Origin of the sequence: Tepidiforma thermophila, assembly GCF_002563855.1 — a bacterium.
Classification (GTDB): domain Bacteria; phylum Chloroflexota; class Dehalococcoidia; order Tepidiformales; family Tepidiformaceae; genus Tepidiforma; species Tepidiforma thermophila.
In genome coordinates this window covers 886,930-907,117 of record NZ_PDJQ01000001.1, presented here as the reverse complement: position 1 = coordinate 907,117, position 20,188 = coordinate 886,930, and the positions used below count along the sequence as shown (strand labels likewise).

20 protein-coding genes are annotated in these 20,188 nt (G+C 69.8%); 7 read left to right on the top strand and 13 right to left on the bottom strand.

Features of this window, described 5'->3' with window-relative positions:
- Genes A9A59_RS04310 through A9A59_RS13985 form a run of 7 tightly spaced genes read right to left on the bottom strand, consistent with a single transcriptional unit; the run spans position 1 to position 5,645 of the window.
- On the bottom strand, positions 1–501 hold the full coding sequence (locus A9A59_RS04310; protein ID WP_098503105.1) for an NADH-quinone oxidoreductase subunit J family protein: 501 nt from the start codon (positions 499–501) through the stop codon (positions 1–3).
- A complete protein-coding gene (locus tag A9A59_RS04305; protein ID WP_098503104.1) occupies positions 501–1,862 on the bottom strand; it encodes a NuoI/complex I 23 kDa subunit family protein in 1,362 nt (453 codons plus the stop codon). The genes A9A59_RS04310 and A9A59_RS04305 overlap by 1 nt, the downstream gene beginning before the upstream one ends.
- Positions 1,859–3,016 carry an NADH-quinone oxidoreductase subunit NuoH gene (gene nuoH / locus A9A59_RS04300; RefSeq protein ID WP_098503103.1) on the bottom strand — a complete coding sequence of 386 codons (1,158 nt, stop codon included), beginning with the start codon at positions 3,014–3,016 and terminating at the stop codon, positions 1,859–1,861. Before nuoH ends, A9A59_RS04305 begins: the two co-directional genes overlap by 4 nt.
- The gene (locus tag A9A59_RS04295; RefSeq protein WP_098503102.1) at positions 3,013–4,170 is read right to left on the bottom strand and encodes an NADH-quinone oxidoreductase subunit D; all 1,158 of its coding nucleotides are present in this window, start codon (positions 4,168–4,170) and stop codon (positions 3,013–3,015) included. The genes nuoH and A9A59_RS04295 overlap by 4 nt, the downstream gene beginning before the upstream one ends.
- Positions 4,171–4,210: 40 nt before the next feature.
- Entirely contained in the window at positions 4,211–4,729 is a 519-nt protein-coding gene (locus tag A9A59_RS04290) for an NADH-quinone oxidoreductase subunit C (protein ID WP_098503101.1), read from the bottom strand.
- Entirely contained in the window at positions 4,726–5,286 is a 561-nt protein-coding gene (locus A9A59_RS04285; protein ID WP_098503100.1) for an NADH-quinone oxidoreductase subunit B, read from the bottom strand. Before A9A59_RS04285 ends, A9A59_RS04290 begins: the two co-directional genes overlap by 4 nt.
- Positions 5,283–5,645, bottom strand: coding sequence for an NADH-quinone oxidoreductase subunit A (locus A9A59_RS13985; protein WP_165772492.1), 363 nt, complete (start codon positions 5,643–5,645; stop codon positions 5,283–5,285). Before A9A59_RS13985 ends, A9A59_RS04285 begins: the two co-directional genes overlap by 4 nt.
- A 387-nt stretch (positions 5,646–6,032) precedes the next feature.
- Here A9A59_RS13985 and rpsT point away from each other — a divergent pair, with 387 nt between their 5' ends.
- The 3 genes from rpsT (at position 6,033) to A9A59_RS04265 (ending at position 8,614) form a co-directional block, all read left to right on the top strand.
- Positions 6,033–6,314, top strand: coding sequence for a 30S ribosomal protein S20 (rpsT, locus tag A9A59_RS04275; RefSeq protein ID WP_098503098.1), 282 nt, complete (start codon positions 6,033–6,035; stop codon positions 6,312–6,314).
- A 128-nt stretch (positions 6,315–6,442) separates the two neighbouring features.
- The gene (locus A9A59_RS04270) at positions 6,443–7,288 is read left to right on the top strand and encodes an SDR family NAD(P)-dependent oxidoreductase (protein ID WP_098503097.1); all 846 of its coding nucleotides are present in this window, start codon (positions 6,443–6,445) and stop codon (positions 7,286–7,288) included.
- A 51-nt stretch (positions 7,289–7,339) separates the two neighbouring features.
- Positions 7,340–8,614, top strand: coding sequence for an ABC1 kinase family protein (locus A9A59_RS04265; RefSeq protein ID WP_098503096.1), 1,275 nt, complete (start codon positions 7,340–7,342; stop codon positions 8,612–8,614).
- 29 nt (positions 8,615–8,643) lie between these two features.
- Here A9A59_RS04265 and A9A59_RS04260 read toward each other — a convergent pair whose 3' ends face one another.
- Positions 8,644–10,950 (bottom strand): hypothetical protein, encoded by a 2,307-nt coding sequence (locus A9A59_RS04260; RefSeq protein ID WP_098503095.1) that lies wholly within the window; start codon positions 10,948–10,950, stop codon positions 8,644–8,646.
- A 248-nt stretch (positions 10,951–11,198) separates the two neighbouring features.
- Between A9A59_RS04260 and A9A59_RS04255 the strand changes: the two genes are divergently transcribed.
- Positions 11,199–12,179 (top strand): M23 family metallopeptidase, encoded by a 981-nt coding sequence (locus A9A59_RS04255; protein ID WP_098503094.1) that lies wholly within the window; start codon positions 11,199–11,201, stop codon positions 12,177–12,179.
- A gap of 9 nt (positions 12,180–12,188) precedes the next feature.
- On the opposite strand, the gene A9A59_RS04250 is transcribed toward A9A59_RS04255, so the two are convergent.
- A complete protein-coding gene (locus A9A59_RS04250; protein WP_098503093.1) occupies positions 12,189–13,043 on the bottom strand; it encodes an alpha/beta fold hydrolase in 855 nt (284 codons plus the stop codon).
- Between the two features lie 81 nt (positions 13,044–13,124).
- Between A9A59_RS04250 and A9A59_RS04245 the strand changes: the two genes are divergently transcribed.
- Positions 13,125–13,700, top strand: a complete 576-nt coding sequence (locus tag A9A59_RS04245; RefSeq protein WP_098503092.1) for a hypothetical protein — start codon at positions 13,125–13,127, stop codon at positions 13,698–13,700.
- Here the strand turns inward: A9A59_RS04245 and A9A59_RS04240 are convergent.
- The 3 genes from A9A59_RS04240 to A9A59_RS04230 form a co-directional block, all read right to left on the bottom strand.
- Positions 13,697–14,161 (bottom strand): hypothetical protein, encoded by a 465-nt coding sequence (locus A9A59_RS04240; protein WP_098503091.1) that lies wholly within the window; start codon positions 14,159–14,161, stop codon positions 13,697–13,699. The two genes, A9A59_RS04245 and A9A59_RS04240, sit on opposite strands and share 4 nt — an antisense overlap.
- An 18-nt stretch (positions 14,162–14,179) precedes the next feature.
- Positions 14,180–15,223 carry an LLM class F420-dependent oxidoreductase gene (locus A9A59_RS04235; protein ID WP_098503090.1) on the bottom strand — a complete coding sequence of 348 codons (1,044 nt, stop codon included), beginning with the start codon at positions 15,221–15,223 and terminating at the stop codon, positions 14,180–14,182.
- Between the two features lie 73 nt (positions 15,224–15,296).
- On the bottom strand, positions 15,297–16,547 hold the full coding sequence (locus tag A9A59_RS04230) for a PQQ-dependent sugar dehydrogenase (protein WP_098503089.1): 1,251 nt from the start codon (positions 16,545–16,547) through the stop codon (positions 15,297–15,299).
- 142 nt (positions 16,548–16,689) lie between these two features.
- On the opposite strand from A9A59_RS04230, the gene A9A59_RS04225 reads away from it, so the two are divergent.
- Complete coding sequence (locus tag A9A59_RS04225) at positions 16,690–18,045, top strand: cytochrome ubiquinol oxidase subunit I (protein WP_278286786.1); 1,356 nt, start codon at positions 16,690–16,692, stop codon at positions 18,043–18,045.
- Positions 18,035–19,048, top strand: a complete 1,014-nt coding sequence (locus tag A9A59_RS04220) for a cytochrome d ubiquinol oxidase subunit II (protein WP_098503088.1) — start codon at positions 18,035–18,037, stop codon at positions 19,046–19,048. The genes A9A59_RS04225 and A9A59_RS04220 overlap by 11 nt, the downstream gene beginning before the upstream one ends.
- 6 nt (positions 19,049–19,054) lie before the next feature.
- Here A9A59_RS04220 and A9A59_RS04215 read toward each other — a convergent pair whose 3' ends face one another.
- Entirely contained in the window at positions 19,055–20,185 is a 1,131-nt protein-coding gene (locus A9A59_RS04215) for an alpha/beta hydrolase (protein WP_098503087.1), read from the bottom strand.
- Between the last annotated feature and the right edge of the window lie 3 nt (positions 20,186–20,188).

Genomic DNA, 20,188 nt, shown 5'->3' with positions numbered 1-20,188 from the left:
CTACTCGCCCTCCTCCTGCCGAGCGACGATGATGGCCCCAATCAGGGCTACCAGCAAGAGGACGGAGGCGAGGATGAAGGGGAGGCCGTAGTCCTCGAACAGCCGCTGGCTGATGGTTTCGATAGCGATGTTCGTCGGCGCTTCGGTGTTGCCAGCCCATTCGGTGCTCAGCCCGGCGACCAGCAGGACGGCCGCCACGCCAATCCCGGCGAGGAGGGCGAAGGGCGCCTGGGGGCCGTTGACCTTTTCGGCGCGGCCGCTGGGGTCGGCGCGGGTGAGCATGAGGGCGAGGAGGACGAGCACGGTGACGGCGCCGCCGTAGATGAGGAACTGGGTGAGCGCGAGGAACTCGACGGTCAGGATGACAAACATGACGCCTACGCCGGCGAGGCTGCCGATGAGGAAGATGGCGGAGTGGATGACTGAGCGGGAGAAGACGACGCCGGCCGAGAGGATGGTGATGAGGACGGCGAAGACCCACCAGATGACTTCCGTTGCCATTACTCAACGCCCTCCGGCAGGGTGCCGCCCAGTTCTTTGATGGTCTGGATGACGTCCTCGGGGATGGGTTCGCCCTTTGCGAGGGCTTCACGGGCGCGGCGCTCGGCGCGCATGCGGCGGGCGCGGACCTTTTCGAAGCTGTTCGGGTCGCCCTTGGGGCCGGTGCCGACGCCCGGGGGCGGGGTCCAGGCGGCGCCCTTCGCGGCCCCGGCGGCGCTGCCAGCGGCGGGCGCTGCGGCTGCGGCGCCGCCGCCCTGTGCGGCGAGGGTCTGCCAGATGCTGCCGCCGGGGGCGAGGTCGCTCCCCAGCTCGTAGAGGGTCTTCGCCAGCTCCTCCGGGATCGGCTCGCCCTTCTCGGTGAGCTCCTTGAACTGGCGCTCGGCGCGCATGCGACGGGCCCGGACCTTCTCGTAGCTGTTCGGGTCGCCCTTCGGGCCGATACCGATGCCGGGCGGGAAGCGCATCGTGCCGTCGGGGTTGGTGCCGGAGAGCACCTCGCCGGCGGCGGCGCCGGTCCCGGCGGCTGCACCCGGGGCCGCGGCGGGCTGGCCGGGCTTCAGGTTCTTGTAGTACTCGATGCGGTCGAGGATCTCCTGGGGGACCGGCTCGCCGCGGTCGAGGTAGGCCTTGGCTTCGCGCTCGGCGCGCATCCGCTTGGCGCGGATCTTGGATTCGGAGAGGACCTCGGCCTCGCCGGCGGCAGCGGCGGCTGCCCCGGCTGCGGCAGCGGACGCGGCGGCCTTCGGCTTCTCGGGTTCGCGCTCCTGGATGGCTGCGGGTTCGCCGCGGGCGATGCGCTCGAGCTGGCGCTGCCGGTCCTCCGGGCGGCCGCCGACGAAGGAGGGGGGCGGCGGCTCCTCGCCCTTTGCTTTCCGTTCGAGGGCTTCGATGTTGTCCTGCGGGCGGAAGGGGTGGACGAGCTGGCCGCTGCGGGCGACCTTCGTGAGCTCGTCGATATCCATGTGGAGGTCGCGCCGGTCGTAGACGGAGTGCTCGTGGCCCGCCCAGGTGTTGTCCATGACGATGGCTTCGAAGGGGCAGACCTCGACGCAGATGTTGCAGCGCATGCAGCGCGCGTAGTCGATCCAGAACTTGTCGACGATTTTGCGGCGGTTGCTGGTGCCCTCGGCGTACTTCGGGTTGTCCTTCATCACCGCGGTCATGCAATCGACCGGGCAGTTGCGGACGCAGACGTTGCAGCCGGTGCAGAAGGGTTCGTCGTGGTCGAAGTCCCAGGTGAGGACGGGGAAGGAGCGCTGGCGGACGGGGAGCACCTTCCGCTCGTCGGGGTATTCGATGGTGACGGGCTTGCGGAGGAAGGTGGAGAAGGTAACGCCGAGGCCTTTGAGGATACCTTTCATGACGACGACGCTCCGAGGGTGCGATAGGTGCCGAGGAGCCCTTTGGTCGAGCGGGCAGAGGCGTGGCGGATGATGAGGAAGATGAGGAAGGCTGCGCCGAGGGCGCTGGTGAGGGCGAGGAGCTCCTGCGGCCACTCGTAGTAGAGGATGATGCCGTTGACGACGAGCTGGAGGAAGGAGAGTTCGAGGAGGACCTTCCAGCTGAAGTTCATGAGCTGGTCGATGCGGAGGCGGGGTACGGTGGTGCGGATCCAGATGATGACGACCACGATGGCGAGCGCCTTGGTGAAGGTGGTCGCGAGCTGGAGTGCCCAGTGGCTATCGACGCCGAAGGGCCAGGCCCAGCCGCCGAGGAAGACGACGGAGCCGAAGACGGCGAAGCCCCACATCGAGGCGTATTCCGTGAGCTGGAACATGCTCCAGCGGATGCCGGAGTACTCGACGAAGTAGCCGCCGACGATTTCGGATTCAGCGACGGGGATATCGAAGGGTGCGCGGTGGAGTTCGGAGAGCATCGCCGTGAAGAAGATGAGGAAGGCGAGCGGCTGGAGGACGATGTAGGGCCGGTCTTCCTGGAGGGCGGCGATGGTGTTGAGGTTGAGGGTGCCGACGCCGTTGCCGGTATCGGCGCCGGTGATCATGACCACGCAGAGGAGGGAGACGACGAGCGGGATTTCGTAGCTGATCATCTGGGCGGCGGCGCGGATGCCGCCGAGGAGGGCGTACTTATTGCCCGAGCCGAGGCCGGCCATGAGGATGCCGACGATGTTGAGGCCGAGGACGGCGAAGACGAAGAAGACGCCGAGGGCGAGGTTGCGGACGCCCCAGTTCTCGGCGAAGGGGAGGACCATGAGGGTGAGGAGGACGGGGATGAAGGTGGCGTAGGGGGCGAGTTCGAAGACCCAGCGGTCGGCGTTCTTCGGGCGGATGTCTTCTTTGCCGACGAGCTTGATGGCGTCGGCGAAGCCCTGCCAGAGGCCCCAGGGGCCGGTGCGCATGGGGCCGAGGCGCTGCTGGAAGCGTGCGACGAGCTTCCGTTCGCCGTAGGTGCTGTAGACGACGATGACGGTCATGGCGAGGACGACGATGACGATGCGGATGATGGCATCGAGCCAGGCTGGGAGCCCGAAGAGGGGGTCGGCAAAGAGCATCATTTATCGACCTCGCCGAGCACGATATCGAGGGAGCCGAGGATGATGATGGCGTCGGCGACGTAGGTGCCGATGACCATCTCGCGGAGGGCGGAGAGGTTGCAGAAGGAGGGCGAGCGGAGCTTCATGCGGTAGGGCTTGTTCCCGCCCTTCGCGAGGGCGTAGACGCCGTATTCGCCCTTGGTGCCCTCGGTGCGGACGTAGCATTCACCGCTGTCGATGCGGAGCGTCTTGGGGAGGTCGGGGTTGAGGACGAGTTCGCCTTCCATCTGGGAGAGGGCATCGAGGCACTGCTCGACGATGAGGGTGCTCTGCCAGACTTCGGCCATGCGGACCATGAAGCGGTCGAAGACGTCGCCGGTGGTGCCGGTGGGGATATCGAACTTGAGCTCGGGGTAGACGCTGTAAGGTTCGTCCTTGCGGAGGTCGAACTTGTAGCCGGTCGCGCGGAGGCAGGGGCCGGTGAGGCCCCAGGCGATGGCCTGTTCGGGGGTGACGGGGGAGAGGCCGCGGCAGCGTTCGACGAAGATTTCGTTGCCGACGAGGAGGCCGTCGAAGTCTTCGAGGCCCTGGCGGATGGAGCCGAGGAGCCAGCGGACGCGGTCCTGGTAGTTGTCGGGGAGGTCCATCTGGACGCCGCCGGGCCGGAAGTAGGTCGGGAACATGCGGTCGCCGGCGACTTCCTCAAAGAAGTCGTAGATGCGCTCGCGTTCGCGCCAGGCGTAGATGAAGGAGGTGCCGAAGGAGCCGACATCGGCGCCGAAGGCGCCGAGGAACATGAAGTGGGAGAGGATGCGGGAGAGTTCGACCATCATGACGCGGATGTATTCCGCGCGGCGGGGGACTTCGATGTTGCCGAGCTTTTCGACGGCCATGCAGTAGGCCATTTCGCAGGCCATGCCGGCGAGGTAATCGGTTCGGTCCCACCAGCCCATGGACTGGCGGTAGTCGTGGTTCTCGGTGAGTTTTTCGAGGCCGCGGTGGAGGTAGCCGATGTAGGGCTCGCAATCGACGACCTTTTCGCCGTCGACGGTGAGGACCATGCGGAAGACGCCGTGGGTTGCCGGGTGCTGGGGCCCGACGTTGATGGTCATATCGACGGTTTCGAAGCCGTCGTCGGCGAGGGCGCGGAGACGCTCTTCGGGCCAGATGCTCATGCGGCGTACCTCGGGCTGGCTCGGCGGATGGCGGCGGGCATCAGAACGGGAACCCCGGGGTGGTGTCTTCGATGCCCTGCAGGATTTCGGCTTTCTGGAGCGGGTGGGCCTTGAGGAGCGGGTGGATGCGGACGTCTTCGTCGAGCAGGAGGTTCTTGAGGTTGGGGTGCCCATCGAAGACGAGGCCGACCATCTCGGCGGCTTCGCGCTCGTGCCAGTTGGCTGCGGGGTAGAGGTCGGTGATGCTCGGGATGTGGGGGTTCCCCGGCGGGGTGAGGACGGTGACCTGGACCGACTGCCGGTTCTTGTAGGAGAAGAACTGGTACTTGCAGGCGAGTCCCTCTTCGAGCATGTCGATGCCGACGATGTTGCGGAGGAAGTCGAAGGCGAGGTCGCGGTGGTTCTTCAGCTCTTCGACGACGGCGCGGAAATGCTCGGGCGGGACATCGATATTGGCGTCGGTGGCCGTCCGGGAGATGGTGACGGGGAGCTTGCCGAAGCGCTGCTCAAGGAGTTTGACGACCTGGTCGATGGGCTTCGGGGCGAGGGGCTTGCTCATCCGACCATCCGCCTGTCTTCCATGATTTTCTCCTGGAGCCGGAGGAAGCCATCGAGGAGCGATTCGGGGCGCGGCGGGCAGCCGGGGACGTAGACATCGACCGGGATGATCTTGTCGACGCCCTGGAGGACGCGGTCGTATTCGGTGTAGGGGCCGCCGTTGGTGGCGCAGGCGCCCATGGAGATGACGTACTTCGGATTCGGCATCTGCTCGTAGAGGAGCTTGATGGCCGGGGCCATCTTCTTGGTGACGGTGCCGGAGACGATCATGACGTCGCTCTGGCGAGGGCTGGGCCAGGGGACGATGCCGAAGCGGTCGAGGTCGTGGTTGGCCATGAAGGTGCCGATCATTTCGATGGCGCAGCAGGCGAGGCCGAAGGTCATGGGCCAGAGGGAGCTCTTCCGGCTCATGGCGAGGACAAGGTCGGCGCCGGTCTGGATGACGCCGGGGAGGACGATGCGATAAGCGGCGCGGGCCTGGGGCAGCTCAACGGGGCGGAGTCGTTCGGGCTCGGCGCCGTAATCGGGGACGTAGGGAGGAACGGTCGCTTCGCTCATTTCCACTCCAGGACGCCTCGCTTCCAGGCGTAGACGAGGCCGAGGCTGAGGATGGCGATGAAGAGGATCATCTGCCAGAAGATGAACTCGGCGAGCGAGAGGTAGGTGATCGCCCACGGGAAGATGAAGACGGTTTCGACATCGAAGAGGAGGAAGACGATGGCGATGAGGTAGTAGCGGACGTGGACCTGGGCCCAGTTGCGGCCGATGGGGAGCATGCCGCACTCGTACGAGAGGCCTTTGGCGCGCTCACGGGCGAAGGGGGCGAGAAGGCGGGTCGCGATGAGCGCGGTGAAGACGAGGATGAAGCCGGCGATTGCGGCGATGAGGATGGCGGACCACTGGTCGTAGAAGCTCATAGGGCGCACCCGATGCGGGGGAGCAAGGCCACGATGCGGGGTGCCGGGGCAGGGCAAGGCGAGGTGGCTGCTGCACTCATCGGCGGCGCGGGCTCCCAGGGCTTGTGCGACGGGCACGGGCTCGTAAGGGGCCCGGGCCCGTGCGGTCGTGAAGAAGCACACAAACTCTACCTTCGGCGGGCAGGGGAGGGCAAGGGGAGGGAAAGGAGGGAGGAGGGAGGAGGGAGCCCCACCCCGGCCGCGCCGCCACCCTGAGGGAGCGGGGAGCAGGGAGCGGGGAGCAGGGAGCGGGGAGCAAGGAGCGGGGGCGGCTGGATTGCTCGATGCGGGGGCGGTTGCTACTCTCAACCTTCGGCACACACGAGATCTGCCCCGGGTTTGTACCAGATGGCTCATCACAAGTCCGCTATTAAGCGCTGGCGCCAGTCGCTCCGTGAACGGGAGCGCAACCGCTCGCGGCGCACGCGCGCCCGCAATGCTATCCGCAAGCTCCGCGAGGCGGTCGCGGCCGGCGACGGCGAGGCGATTAAGGAAGCCCTCAGCCGGGCGTACTCGGCGGTGGACCGCGCGGCGAAGAAGGGCGCCATCCACGTGGGCAAGGCCGACCGCCTGAAGCGCCGCATGGCGCACCTCGTCCAGAAGGCCCAGTCGACGCAGGACGCTGCCTGAGTACCGCCTGCCCGGGGCACGAGGAGCGTACGACGCCCGCCTGACGGCGGGCGTTTTCGTTGCGCGCGGACCGAGGGCTGTTCGGCTACAATCCCGACGCTTACGTTGACGTCAGGGAGGGACCCGCATTGGGCAGGCTGGATGGCAAGACGGTGATTGTGACCGGCGCAAGCCGGGGCATCGGCGCGGAGATTGCGCGCCTGTTCGCGGAAGAGGGTGGGCGCGTGGCCTGCGTGGCGCGCACGCTGCGGGAGGGCGACCACCCGCTGGAGGGCTCGCTCGAGCACACGGTCGAGACGATCCGGAAAGCGGGCGGCGAGGCAATCCCGATCGCCGCCGACATTTCGGAGTACGAGCAGTGCGTCCGGGCGGTGGAGGAGGCGCGGAAGGCGTTCGGGCCGATCGATGTACTCGTAAATAACGCGGCGCTCACCTACTTCATCCCGATCAAGGACTACCCGATCAACAAATGGCACCGGTCGATTGCGGTGAACTTCCATGCACCGTTCTACCTGAGCCAGCTGGTGCTGCAGGACATGCTGCCGCGGAAGTCGGGGGCGATCGTCAACATCTCGAGCGGGGCAGCGATCGGGCCGGGCCGCGGGCCGTACCCGGAGAACATCGGCCGGGGCGGGACGCTGTACGGGGCGGAAAAGGCGGCGCTGGAGCGGTTCACGCAGGGCCTGGCGAGCGAGGTGTACCACGACGGGGTGAGCGTGACGTGCGTCTCGCCGTCGCAGGTGGTGCCGACGCCCGGGACGGTGTTCCACCACCTGGTGACGGGGATGGATGACCCGCGGGGCGAGCCGCCGATCCTGATGGCAAAGGCCGCGCTCCTCCTGGCGACTGAGCCGAAGGAGAAGGTCGCGGGCCGGGTGACCTACAGCCAGGAGATCCTGCTGGAGTACGGCTGGATCAGCGAGGGGAAGGGGCTCGGGGTGGACCGGAAGGGTTCGGGCTACAGCCAGATCTGACGGGCAGCGCGGCGGCAGGGGGACGCGGCTGTCCCGTATACTGCTCGAACGATGTTCGAAACCGTACGGCGGCTGCGGCGGTCGGCGCGGGTGGCGCGGACCGGGGCCCGCATCTACCTCGGCTACAAGCGGACCCAGCGGCGTGCGCGGAAGCTGCCGCCGGCCGCGGCAGAGGCGGCATGGACGGCGCGGCACGAAGAGTTCGCGGAGCTGCTGTACCGGCTGGCGACGGACCTGCGGGGCCTGTACATCAAGTCGGGGCAGTTCCTGGGCACGCGGACGGACCTGCTGCCCGAGCCGTACACGCGCTCGCTTTCTCGGCTGCAGGATGCGGTGCCGCCGCACCCGTTTCCGGTGGTTCGACGCACGATCGAGGAGCAGTTCGGGGCCGCGCTCGAGGACCTGTTCGCGGCGTTCGACCCGGAGCCGCTCGCCTCGGCATCGCTGGCGCAGGTGCACCGTGCGCGGCTGCCCGACGGACGGGATGTGGTGGTGAAGGTGCAGTACCCGGAGGTGGCGGGGCTGGTCCGGCTCGATGTGCGGAACCTGAAGGCGCTGGTCGGTATCGTTGCGCGGCTGGAGCCGAACTTCGACTACCGGACGGTGGTGAACGAAATCGCCAGCCAGGTGCCGATGGAGCTGGACTTCGAGCGGGAGGCGGAGATGACACGGCGGGTGCGGGCGAACCTGGCGCATCTGCCGGGCGTTGTCGTCCCGGCGGTGGTCGACGGGTACGTGCGGCCGAAGGTGCTGGTCACGGAGTACGTGGAGGGCGTGCGGCTGCTGGATGCGGAGCGGCGGGATGCGCACGCGCCCGACCGTGCGGCGCTCGCGGCGGCGATCACGAATGCGTACGGCCACCAGATTATGGTCGACGGGCTGTTCCAGGCGGACCCGCACCCGGGGAACATCCTGGTGCTGCCGGGCGGGAGGGTCGCGCTGCTGGACTTCGGGCTGACGAAGGAGCTCCCGGACGCGGCCCGGCGCGGCTTTGCGCGGCTGGTGCTCGGGACGGCAAACCGCGACCCGGGGGAGATTCTTGCGGCGTTCCGGGAGCTCGGCGTGCGGGTGCGGAACGAGGAGCCGGGGGCGCTGCTGGCGACGCTGGCGATCCTGTTCGAGCCGCGGCCGATCGATGCGCCGCGGGCCGAGCTGCGGGAGCGGAACCGGGCGCTGCGGTCGAACCCGGTGGAGCAGATTCCGGGCGACCTGGTGCTGCTGGGGCGGGTCATCGGGCTGCTTCGGGGCGTCTGCGCGAGCCTGGGCACGCCGCTCTCGCCGATGCAGATGCTGCGCCCGTATGCGGAGCGGGCCCTGGCGCGCTGACGCCACGCCGGGACCCGCGGGCGGACGGTCTAGGTGCGGCGCGCGAGGGCGGCCGCGGCGAGGCCGGCAGAGCTGCTCAGCAGGACGAGGACCGCCAGGGCCGCCGGGGCCGGGAGCGCTGCGCGGCCGGGTGCTGCAGCGTTGCCTGCGCGCGGCGGAAGCGGGGTGGCCAGGGAGGCCGGGGGCGGCGGCGCGCCGGTGGCCGACGAGTCGGCCGGGGGCGTTTCGCTGCTGCTCGACTGTGCGGGCGGGTTCGGCGCCGCGGGCGGGGCCGGGACGGCGGGCTGGGGTTGCTGCGGAGCGGGGGGAGCCGGGGGCGCCCCCGGGGGGTCGGCGGGCGGCAGTTCGTAACAGCCGACTATGCAGGGCGGGTTCCATTCGCGGACGTTGAGGAAGGCGAGGGTCACAGTCTCCCCCGGCTGGCCGGGCTGCGCGTCGCGCCGGTCGTACTGGGCGGTCCAACCGGGGCGGAGGGTCTCGGCGACGGTGTAGGAGCAGCCGACGGCCGGGGGCAGCCCGTCGAAGACGGCGACGCCGTCGGGGCCGGTGACGGCGGTGCGGGGCTCGAGGCCGCAGCCGGTGAGGGTGAACTCCCAGCCGGCGCCGGGCCGTGCGAAGCCGACGATGTTCTCCGTCTTTTCGACGCGGATGGTCACCGCGGGCGGCGGGCCGCCGGTGTCTTCGGCGGGGTCTTCGCTGCCGAGGAGCGGTTCGTTGTAGAAGCAGAGGAGGATGTGCTCGCCGGCGCCGGGACTGGCTTCGGGCGTTGCGCCGGTGGGTGTGATGGTCACGGGCGCGGTGTCGCCGGGATAGTCGGGGGCTGCCGGGCAGACCAGCCGCCCGGTCTCAAAGTCGCAGCCGACGCGGCAGGGCGGGTCATCGGGCCAGGGTTCGAAGCGCCCGTAGCTCCAGCCGACGGTGGTGTAGCCGGGGTTCGGGAGCTCGGTGACGGTGTAGCTGCCGGGGGCAAGCACGAGCTGCCCGGGGGCGCCCTGCGCGAAGGTGACCCGGAGTTCGAGGTCGTCGAGGAAATCGACGGGGATGACCGCGGTGAACGTGGTGGTGTCCTCCGCAGCGCCCTGGACGACCTTGGCGACGGTGAGGGTCGGCTTCTCAACGGGCGGCGGGTCGTCGAGCCGGGTGTTGTAGAAGCAGACGACCGGGTGGTCGCCCGCGCCGAGCTTGAGTCGGACCGGCTGCTCGGTGCTTTCGGGCTGGTCCGGGCAGTAGACTTCGCCACCCTTTTCAACCCCGAAAGCCCAGCCGGCGAAACCGTAGGGCGACCGCGGCAGGAGCTCCTCGCTCACCGCCCAGCAGCCGGGTTCGAGGGTTGCCTCGGCCGGGGCGGGCTGGCCGAACGCGAGGCCGAGCGGCGGCGGGGCGATGGGGTCAGTGGTTTCCTCGCACTGCGTCACCCAGGCCTGGAAGTTCCGATCGTCGTCCGGGTGGCCGGGGATGACCTTGGCGACGGTGAGGGTCGCGCTGCCGCCGGGCGGAGGGTCCCCCAGCTCCTTTGTGCGGTTGTAGAAGCAGACGGCCTGGGGGCCCGTTTTGGCGCTGATGTCGACCTTCGCGACCGGGGAGAAGTCGGCGGGGCTGTCGGGGCACGAGAGCTGGGGTTGGCCACCCTTGCTTATCGTGATGCGGCCCGGGGCCCAGCCGAGGTTGACGTAGCCGGCCGGGAGGTCGACCTCTTCGGCCTGCCAGCAGCCGTCCTTGACGGCGAGGCTGGCGGGGGCGCCCTGGCTGAAGGTTACGGAAGCCGCCGCTTTGGGGTCGTTGCAGGGGGCGACGGAGGCGGTGAACGTTGCGGAATCGGCCGGGGAGCCGGGCACGACCTTCGCGATGAACAGGTTTGCGTCCTGGCGGGGCTCGTCGTTGGGGCCGGAGTTGAACTGGTTGTAGAAGCAGACGACGACGGGGTCGCCTGCGCCGGTCTTCACCTCAGCCTGCGTGGAGCGAACGTCCACGGTCTCGGGGCAAACGGGGCGACCGTCAGTGTCGAGTTTGCCGAGTGACCAGCCGAGGTTCTCGTAGCCGCGCGGGGGCTGTTCGCTTACGAGCCAGCAGTCAGGCGCGACGGAAACGCTCGCGGGTGCCAGCTGGCTGAAGCCGAACGTTTTGCCGTCCTTCGGTTCGGCGCAGGGCGCGAGGGTCGCGAAGAAGGTGGTCGTGTCGCCGGGGTCGCCGGGGATGACCTTGGCGATGACGAGGGTTCCATCGGGTTCCTGGGCGAAAACCCGGTGGACGGCGGGGAGCAGGAGGGCGGCTGCGACGAGCGCAAGGGCCGCGGCCATGATTGGCCGGCGGGTGGGGCGGATCGGACCGGCGGACACGGGAGGAACCTCCGGGTAGGGGCTGGAGGGGCGGCCGGCCTCGTGGCGCACACACATGGCGTGCCGGCTTGATAGACAGGCCGGTAACACCCGAGGAAAAGTTCGGAGGAGGCGATCGGACGAAAAAGGGCAGCCGGCAGGGGAGCGGAACAAGATGACGGATCGTCGGCCGCGACGAAACAGCACGTGGAGGCGGGCGGGAGCCGGCCCGGTTGCCCGGCGGGCAGGGATGGGCGAACCTGCGGAGTATGGGGTACCGGGCGGGGCTGGCTGGCCGGTTGGCGCTGGCGGCGCTGGCGGGGGCAGCGGTGCTGGCGGGGGCGGCGTGCTCGGCGGGCGCGGACGGGACGCCCGAGGTGACGGTGCGGATGGTGACGCCGGCCGGGCCCGCGCCGACGCCGACGCTGCCGCCGGGGGTTTCGCCGACGCCGCTCGTGCCGCCGGAGCTGGTCGTCTCGACGCTGGAGGTGTACCAGGCGGGGGCGGTGCTGGTCTCGGTGACGGGGGACGTCATCGGCGGGCAGGTGGAGTTTCTCGGGCGGAAGTACCCGCTGACGAAGGGGAGCCAGAGCCAGTACACGTTCGTGCCGGTGGATACGGAGGACCCGCCGGGCGAGCACGCGCTGCTGGTGGACGTGCGGATGCCGAACGGGACGCGGGGCACGCTGCAGGCGACGGTCAGGGTGCTGCCGACGGAGTGGACGGTGGACTACCTCGAATTCACGCCCGAGCAGACGGCGGCGCTGCTCGACCCGCAGGTGGTCGCGGAGGAACAGGCGCTCCTGAAGAGCATCTACGTGAAGGTGACGCCGCAGAAGCTGTGGTCGGGGCCGTGGCTCATCCCGGCGCAGGGTGCGCTGACGGCGCGGTTCGGGGAGCAGCGGTCGGTGAACGGCTCTGCGCCGAGCGGGCACCACGGGGGGACGGACATCGGTGCGCCGGAGGGGACGCCGGTGGTGGCGACGAACTCGGGCGTGGTGGTGCTGGCCCGGGAGCTTCGGGTGCGGGGAAACATGGTGGTCATCGACCACGGCGGGGGGCTGTACTCGGGGTACGCGCACCTGAGCAGCATCGCGGTGGCGGAGGGCGACCGGGTTGAGGCGGGGCAGCTCATCGGCGCGGTCGGGAACACCGGGCTCTCGACCGGGGCGCACCTCCACTGGGAGATGGCGGCGCACGGCATCCTGCTGGATGCGCTCCGGTTCACCGACGGGACGAACGGGTTCTAGGGCGTCGGCTCAGGACTCGAGAAACTCGCGGACAACGCGGCTGAAGGCCTCGGGCTGGTGGAGCGGCACCTGGTGCCCGGCATCGGGGATCTCGACGAGGCGGCCGTTGGGGAGGCGCCGGACCATCTCCTCCGCGATCTCGGGCGAGAGGATTTTGCTCTTTTCGGCGCGGATGACGAGGGTGGGGCAGGTGATGTGCTCGAGGCTCTCCCAGAGGTAGGGGATTTCGGCGATGGCGCCGCGGCCGGTAGCCTGGTGGATGGCGGGGTCGAAGCGGAAGACGAGGTTGCCGCTCTCCTCATCGAGCTGGAGGGAGGCGTAGACCTGGCGGAGGAGGAAGTCGCGGTCGCGGCCGGGGTAGAGGCGGGCGAAGTGTTCGATCGCTTCGGCCTCGGTCGCGAAGCCGGGGGCCTTCTGGGCTTCGCCGGTGCTGCGGCGGATGCCGCGGGCGCCCTGGTCGGCCATCTGGGGGCCCATATCGGCGAGGACGAGGTGCTTGATGCGATGGGAGTGGTCGCGGGCGTAGGCCATGGCGATGCGGCTGCCGATGCTGTGGGCGACGAGGTCGAAGGCTTCGAGGTCCATCTCCTCGACGAAGCCGCGGAGGTCCATGGCGAAGGCCCAGACGAGGTAACCGCCGGGGGCGTGCTCGCTTTCGCCGTGGCCGCGGAGGTCGGGGGCGTAGACGCACCAGCGGTCGACGAACCGCTCGGCGATGTGCTCCCAGTAGCGGGCGTTGTTCATGAGCCCATGGAGGAGGACGAGGGGCTCATTGTCGACGCTGCCCCAGCGGATGTAGTGGTGCCGGAGGCCGTGGATGGTGAGGTAGCCGTCTTCGCCGTGGAGGGCCGGTTGGGTGGTCACAGCTGGTGAGTATACGAAGCGGCGGCCGTTGGGGTGAGCGGGCGGGTTGCGGCCGGGGGCGCGGGGTGGTTCGCTAGGGGCATGCGGGAGGGTGATGCACGCGAGGGCGCTGCGCCGGAGGTGCGCGGGGTTGCGGGGTATGAGTCGCCCTACCCGTACCTGGACCGGCTGCAGCCGAAGATGGAGGAGCGGCTGGCGCGGCGGGTGCCGGCGACGGGCCGGTTCTGCGGGTTCTGCTACGCGCGGCTGCGGGCGGAGGATACGGTTTGCCCGTTTTGCGGCACGGGGACCGGGGAGCGGCCGACGGTGAACGAGATCCCGCAGGAGGTGCTGCGCCTCTACCTCGACAAGCAGAAGACGGAGGCGCGCTGGGTGCACGGGGGCGCGTTTTTCGGGCTGATCCTGGCCTCGGCGCTCTTCCTGTGGATGGTGCTGTGGGGGCCGGGCATCCTCGGCCACCCGGCGCTGGCGTTCGGGGTGCTGCTGCTCGGGGGGTATGTGCTGGCGCAGCTGTTCGGGACGTTCATCGGGGCGCAGATCGGCTACCGGCGCGGGGCGCGGCGGCGGGATGCGGCGTGGGCGGCATTCCTCGAGCAGCGGGATGGAACCGCCGGGGCCGCCGGTGCGCCAGCCGGGCAGGCGACGGACCAGGCTTAGCGTACGGCCCCGGATTCGAGCGCTGCGAGCAGGGCGCCGATGTGGCGGCCGAAGGCGGCGCGCAGGCGCTCGAGGTCGGCGGGCGGGCAGCCGGCGACGGTGATGCGGAGGGAGCCGCCGACGCGAATATCGAGGCTGGCGATGGCAGCGAAGCGGAGCGGGGGCACCTCGACGACCTCGAATTCGATGTCTTCGCCGAAGGGGCCGCCTGCGCCTTCGATGGGACGGGCGGTGGCGCGGAGGGCGAGGTCGCCGGCCTGCCAGGAGCGGAGGATGTGGAAATCCCAGGTACCGATGGCGCGGTGCTCTTCGATGCAGGCGTGGGGCGCGGGCAGCTCGCGGCCGAGGAGTTCGCCGAGCAGCGCAAGCACCTCCTGTTCGAAGACGCGCGCTTCGGCGAGTCGGCGGCGCGCGTCCATGGAGAGGTGGGGCGGCAGGATGATGACGAACTCTTCGGCCACGGCGAATCTCCCCGGGAATTAGCCGGCGTTCGCGAGCGCGCCGGTGAGCTCGGCCATGAGCTGGAGGACGCGGCTGTCGCGGGTGCCGATGAGGAGGGTGCCGACGCCGGCATCCTCCCAGGCTTTGTACCGCTCGCGGATGCGCTCGACGGGGCCGACGAGGGCCATTTCATCGGCGAGCTCGTCGGGTACGGCGGCCTCGGCTTCGGCCTTGCGGCCGGCGAGGTAGAGCTCCTGCACGCGGGCTGCGGCCTCGGTGTAGCCGTAGCGCTGCATCAGTTCGTTGTAGAAGTTCTTCTGGCGGGCGCCCATGCCGCCGACGTAGAGGGCGATGCCGGGCTTGGTGGCGGCGAGGCCGGCCTTGACGTCGTCGGTGATGATGACGCTGCAGGTGGCGACGATGTCGAAATCTTTCATCGACTTGCCGTTGCCGGCGCGGGCGAAGCCGGCCTCGAGGTCGGGCCGGAAGACGTCCATGCGGTAGGGGGAGAAGAAGGCAGGAATCCAGCCGTCGGCGATCTCGGCGGTGAGTCGGATGTTGTTGGGGCCGAGGGTGGCGAGGTAGATGGGCATGTTGCGCCCGTGGAGGATGCTCTTGAGCGGTTTGCCGAGGCCGGTGGCGCCGGGGCCGGTGTAGGGGAGGTTGTATTCCTTGCCGTGGAACTCGACCGGCTCCTCGCGGGCCCAGATTTTGCGAAGGATGGCGACGTATTCGCGGAGGCGGGCCTGCGGGTGGCCGTAGGGCTGGCCGTGCCAGCCTTCGACGACCTGGGGGCCGCTGAGGCCGAGGCCGACGAGCATGCGGCCGCCGCTGAGGGCATCGAGGGTCATGGCGGTCATGGCCGTCATCGCCGGGGTGCGGGCCGGGATCTGCATGATGGCGGTGCCGAGTTTGATGCGCTTCGTCAGGGCGGCGAGGTAGGCGAGCGGGGTGACGGCATCGGAGCCGTAGGCTTCGGCGGTCCAGACGGAATCCCAGCCGAGCCGTTCGGCTTCGAGGACGGTATCGACGGGCAGGTCCAGCTTCGCGCCGGAGTAGCCGAGGTAGAGGCCGAGCTTCATGGGCGTGCACTCCCGGGTGTGGTAGGGGTCGCCGGATAGCGTAGCGTCCCCGGCCGGGGCGTGCAGCGGCGGGTCAGCGGACGACGAGGCGCTCGAGGGTGCCGGGCTGGTCGCGGACGATGTAGAGCTCACCGGCGTCGTCTTCGCCGAAGGAGGAGATGCCGGTCGGGAAGTCGGGCAGGCGGTCGGCGCGGAAGGTTTCGCCCTGGCGGCGGATAGCCCAGGCGGCGCCGGTGCAGTAGTCGGCGGCGAGGTAGGCGCCGCGGAGGGCCGGGAAGGCGGCGCCGCGGTAGACGTAGCCGCCGGTGATGGAGCAGCCGTCGCTGTGGGTGTACTCGAAGACGGGGAGGGTGAGGCCGGTGCGGTCGCAGCCGCTGGCGGGGCGGTAGCAGTTCGTGCCTTCCATGATGCTCCAGCCGTAGTTCTGGCCGCCGGGGGAGCCGGCCGGCTGGAAGTTGACCTCTTCGCGGGCGTTCTGGCCGACGTCGGCGATCCAGAGGTCGCCGGTTTGGCGGTCGAAGCTGAAGCGCCAGGGGTTGCGCAGGCCGTAGGCCCAGATTTCGGGGCGGGCGCCCTCGCGGCCGAGGAACGGATTGTCCGGCGGGATGGCGTAGGCGAGGCCGGACGCGGGCGGGGCATCGACATCGATGCGGAGGATGGCGCCGAGGGGGTTGGCGAGGTCCTGCCCGGCGCGGAGGGGGTCGCCGGCGCCGCCGCCGTCGCCGAGGGCGATGTAGAGGTAACCGTCGGGGCCGAAGGCGAGCATGCCGCCGTTATGGTTGCTGTACCGGTCGGGGATGGCGAGAAGGACTCGGGCGGAGGCGGGGTCGGCGCGGTCCGGGTCGGTGCTGGAGACGCGGAATTCGGCGAGGGTGTTGGCCCCGCCGTCTGCGGCGGTGTAGTAGACGAAGAAGCGGCCGTTCTCGGCGAAGCGGGGGTGGAAGGCGAGACCGAGGAGCCCCTGTTCGTTGCCGCTGGAGGTGACACGGGAGCGGATATCGAGGAAGGGCTCGGGCAGGACAGCGCCGTCGCGGACGATGCGGATGGTGCCGCGTTTTTCGAGGACGAAGAGGCGGCCGGAGCCGTCGCCGGCGCCGGTGACGAAGGTAGGGCGCTGGAGGCCGCCGGCGACGCGTTCGACGACGATCCCGGGGAGCGGGGGAAGGGGCGCCGGGGTTGGGGCGGGGGATGGGGCGGCGGCGGGCGCCTGCGCGGTCGCCGAAGGTGCGGGGCCGGGTGCGGGGGCGCCGGCGGTGCCGTCGCAGGCGACCACGATGAGCCAGATGACGAAGGGGAGGATGCCGAGGGAGGGTGCTCGCACCATGGCATGGTGGCACAGGCAACGGTTAGGCCGGGAGAAAGGGGCCATTCGCAGGACCTATGGGGCCATTGAGCGGTTTTGCCACGAGCGGGATGCGCATCCGCGATACTGGGTTTGCGCCCGGTTCGGCGCGGAGGGGACGCGCGTGGAGTTCGACACGCTGCTTTCTGCGCGGGCCCTGATGGGGCTGTCGCTCGTGTTTCATACGTTCTTCACCCCGCTGGGCATCGGCCTGCCGCTGCTGCTGTTCATCGCGGAGGGGATGGCCCTGAAGACCGGCGACCAGCGGTACCGGCAGCTGGCGCGGGCGTGGACGCCGGTGGTGGGGCTGCTGTTTGCGGTGGGCGCGGTTTCGGGGACGGTGCTGTCGTTCGAGCTGGGGCTGCTGTGGCCGCGGTTTATGGAGTACGCGGGCGGGATCATCGGGATGCCGTTCTCGCTCGAGGGGTTCGCGTTCTTCACCGAGGCGATCTTCCTCGCTATCTACATCTACGGCTGGAACCGGATGTCGGCGTTCGCGCACTGGCTGGTGACGATCCCGATTGTCATCAGCTCGGCGCTTTCGGCAGTGTTCGTGATTTCGGCGAACGCGTGGATGAACACGCCGGAGGGGTTCCGGGTGGTCGATGGGCAGGTCGTGGACGTGGACCCGTGGGATGCGATGTTCAACGCGGCGTGGCTGCACGAGGCGATCCACGGGACGCTGGCATCGTACGTGGTGACGGGGTTTTCGGTGGCGGCGGTGTACGCGTGGCTGCTCTGGCGGAAGAAGCCGGCGGTCAATGCGCGGCTCGGGCTGCAGCTGGCGATGGCCGTGGCGGTCGTTTCGATCCCGCTGCAGATTGTGGCGGGGGACTTCGCGGCGCGGCGGGTTGCGGAGCTCCAGCCCGTGAAGTTCGCGGCGATGGAGGGCCAGTATGAGACGGAGCGCGGGGCACCGCTCCGGATTGGGGGCATCCCGGTGGACGGGGAGACGAAGTACGCCATCGAGATCCCGAAACTGCTCAGCTACCTCGGCTACCGGGACTTCAACGCAGAGGTACTGGGGCTCAACGATGTGCCGAAGGAGGACCGGCCGAACGAGCTGCTGACGCACCTCTCGTTGCAGGTGATGGTGGGGGCCGGGTTTGCGCTGCTGTTCATCGCCGGCTGGTACTGGTGGGCGTGGTGGCGGCGGCGGAAGGCGGAGCCGGGCTGGCTGCCGGGCCGCTGGCTCTCGTGGGCGCTGGTGGCGAGCGGGTTCCTCTCGTTCGCCGCGCTGCAGGCCGGGTGGTTCGTGACCGAGTTTGGGCGGCAGCCGTGGGTGGTATACGGGTACCTGCGCACGTCGGAGGCGGTGACCGAGCGGGACGGCATCCTCGTCTTCTTCGTGCTGTTCACGCTGCTGTACGTCGTGATTTCGATTGCGCTCATCGTGGCGCTGCTGAAGTGGCCGCACGGGCCGAAGCAGCCGGAGCGGCTGCCGGGCGCAGCGGGGAGGGAGGCCGAGAGTGTCGCCTGAGCTGGCGGCGGCGGGCGTGGCGCTCGCCGCGGTGATGATGTACGCGATGTTCGGCGGTGCCGATTTCGGCGGCGGGATCTGGTCGCTGCTGGCGTGGGGACCGCGCAAGCAGGAGCAGCGGCTGGCGCTGGAGAAGGCGATCGGGCCGGTGTGGGAGACGAACCACGTGTGGCTGATCCTGCTGGTGGTGACGCTCTTCGTGGTGTTCCCGACAGCCTACGCGGTGATTTTCGAGGCGCTCTATGTGCCGCTGTTCATCGCGCTGGTCGGGATTGTGGCGCGGGGCGCTGCCTTCGCCTTCCGGCACTACGGGCAGCGGGAGAGCCGGCTGGCACGGCAGTCGCTGCAGTGGTTCTCGTGGGCGAGCGTGCTGACGCCGTTCACCTTCGGGCTGGTCATCGGCGCGGTAACTGGCGGGCACATCGAGGTGGATGGCTCACGGGTGCTTTCGGGGCCGTTCGCGGGGTGGCTGGGGCCGTTCGCGCTGATGTGCGGGCTGATCGGGCTGCTGATCTGCGCGTTCCTTGCGGCGGCGTACATGGTGCCGCGAACGGAGGGGGCGCTGCAGGAGGATTTCCGGCGCCGGGCGATTGCGGCATCGCTGGCGCTGGGGGCAGCCACGACGGTGGCCATCCCGGTGGCCGCGGCCGATGCGGAGGTGTTTGCCGGACACCTGGACGATGCCCGGGTGGTTGCTGCGATGGCCGTGACGGCGATGCTCGGGCTGGCGGCGCTCTGGGCGCTCTGGACGCGGCGGGCCCGGCTGGCGCCGCCGCTGGCGGCGGCGACGGTGGCGGGGGTGGTCGGGGCATGGGGGCTGGCGCAGCATCCCTACCTGCTGGCGAACGCGCTGACGTATAAGGAGGCTGCGGCAGAGCGGATTACGGTGGTGTCGTTCCTGGTGGCGCTGCCCATCGGGTCGCTCATCCTGGTGCCGTCGCTCTGGCTGCTCTACTGGACGTTCTCGCGGGAGACGCTCCGGGGCGAGGAGATTGCGCACTAGGCGCGGCTATTCGAGCGCGGCGAGGAAGGCGCGGACGGCGTCGGCGTAGCCCTCAGGGTCGACGTTCCAGGCGCGGACGTGGCCGGCGCCGGGAACGCGGACGTAGCGGACGATATCGGGGCGGGCCGCGGCGAGGGCGTCGCTGGTTTCGACGGGGACGACGGGGTCGGCGTCGCCATGGAACAGGAGCACCGGGACCTGGAGGTCCATGGCGGTTCGGCGGTAGTCGAAGTCGTCCCAGTTGAACCGGTAGCGGCGGGCGGCGATGCGGTTGGAGACGGCGAGGTACCAGAGGGGGACCCGGCGCTGGCGGGCGCCATGGGCGACGGTGCTGCGGAGGTCGAGCATGGGGGCATCGAGGATGAAGCCGGCGGCGCGCGAGGCGAGGTTGGAGCGCTCCATGAAGGAGAGGCAGATGGCGCCGCCCATGGAGTAGCCGACGAGGAGGATGCGGCGGGCGCCGAGTTCGAGGGCGAAGCGAACGGCGGCTTCGAGCTCTTCGTATTCGTCGCGGCCGTAGGTGTAGCGGCCGTGCGGCGCGGGCGGGCAGCCTTCGTCGTTGCGGTAGGTGATGGCGAGGGAGGGGTAGCCGGCTTCGACCAGCAGCGGAAGGAGGCGGAGGGTCTCCCGGCGGTTGGCGCCCTTGCCGTGGACCATGACCGCCCAGGTTTCGCGCCGGCCGGGGATGTACCAGGCGGGGAAACGGCCGAGCGGGGCAGGAATTTCGACCTCGTCGAAGTCGATGCCGTGGGCCTCGCGGGGGTCGCCGGGGAAGGCGAAGGGGTCGAGGCGGGCGAAGTCGCCGACGCGGAGGTCGCCATCGAGGGGCGTGAATTCGCGGATAGCGACGACGCCGTTGGATTCGAGCACGGGGCCCAGGAAGGCGCGGCCGCGGGCGGCTTCGAGGAGGTAGCGGCCGGGTTCGAGGTGCGCGCCGGGCGCGCCGGCCGGCCCCCGGCGGAGGGTGATGCGGCCCGGGGCGATGGCGGTGATGCGGACGCTGAAGGGGGCCGGGAGCCGGTCGGAGGCGGGATCGAAGCCGGCGCGGTGGAGCATGCGGGAGAGGAGGATGCCGGGCGCGAGGAAGGCGGCCGCGCCGGCCGCGGCGCCGGCCGCGGCGAGGGTGGGGATGCGCATAGG

Coding starts and splice junctions, on each gene's coding strand:
- A9A59_RS13985 (WP_165772492.1), bottom strand. CDS start 5,645: ATGAGCTTCTACGACCAGTGGTCCGCCATCCTCATCGCCGCAATCGCC.
- A9A59_RS04290 (WP_098503101.1), bottom strand. CDS start 4,729: ATGAGCAAGCCCCTCGCCCCGAAGCCCATCGACCAGGTCGTCAAACTC.
- A9A59_RS04215 (WP_098503087.1), bottom strand. CDS start 20,185: ATGCGCATCCCCACCCTCGCCGCGGCCGGCGCCGCGGCCGGCGCGGCC.
- A9A59_RS04230 (WP_098503089.1), bottom strand. CDS start 16,547: ATGGTGCGAGCACCCTCCCTCGGCATCCTCCCCTTCGTCATCTGGCTC.
- A9A59_RS04265 (WP_098503096.1), top strand. CDS start 7,340: ATGTTCGAAACCGTACGGCGGCTGCGGCGGTCGGCGCGGGTGGCGCGG.
- A9A59_RS04245 (WP_098503092.1), top strand. CDS start 13,125: ATGCGGGAGGGTGATGCACGCGAGGGCGCTGCGCCGGAGGTGCGCGGG.
- A9A59_RS04255 (WP_098503094.1), top strand. CDS start 11,199: ATGGGGTACCGGGCGGGGCTGGCTGGCCGGTTGGCGCTGGCGGCGCTG.
- nuoH (WP_098503103.1), bottom strand. CDS start 3,016: ATGATGCTCTTTGCCGACCCCCTCTTCGGGCTCCCAGCCTGGCTCGAT.
- rpsT (WP_098503098.1), top strand. CDS start 6,033: ATGGCTCATCACAAGTCCGCTATTAAGCGCTGGCGCCAGTCGCTCCGT.
- A9A59_RS04295 (WP_098503102.1), bottom strand. CDS start 4,170: ATGAGCATCTGGCCCGAAGAGCGTCTCCGCGCCCTCGCCGACGACGGC.
- A9A59_RS04285 (WP_098503100.1), bottom strand. CDS start 5,286: ATGAGCGAAGCGACCGTTCCTCCCTACGTCCCCGATTACGGCGCCGAG.
- A9A59_RS04310 (WP_098503105.1), bottom strand. CDS start 501: ATGGCAACGGAAGTCATCTGGTGGGTCTTCGCCGTCCTCATCACCATC.
- A9A59_RS04305 (WP_098503104.1), bottom strand. CDS start 1,862: ATGAAAGGTATCCTCAAAGGCCTCGGCGTTACCTTCTCCACCTTCCTC.
- A9A59_RS04235 (WP_098503090.1), bottom strand. CDS start 15,223: ATGAAGCTCGGCCTCTACCTCGGCTACTCCGGCGCGAAGCTGGACCTG.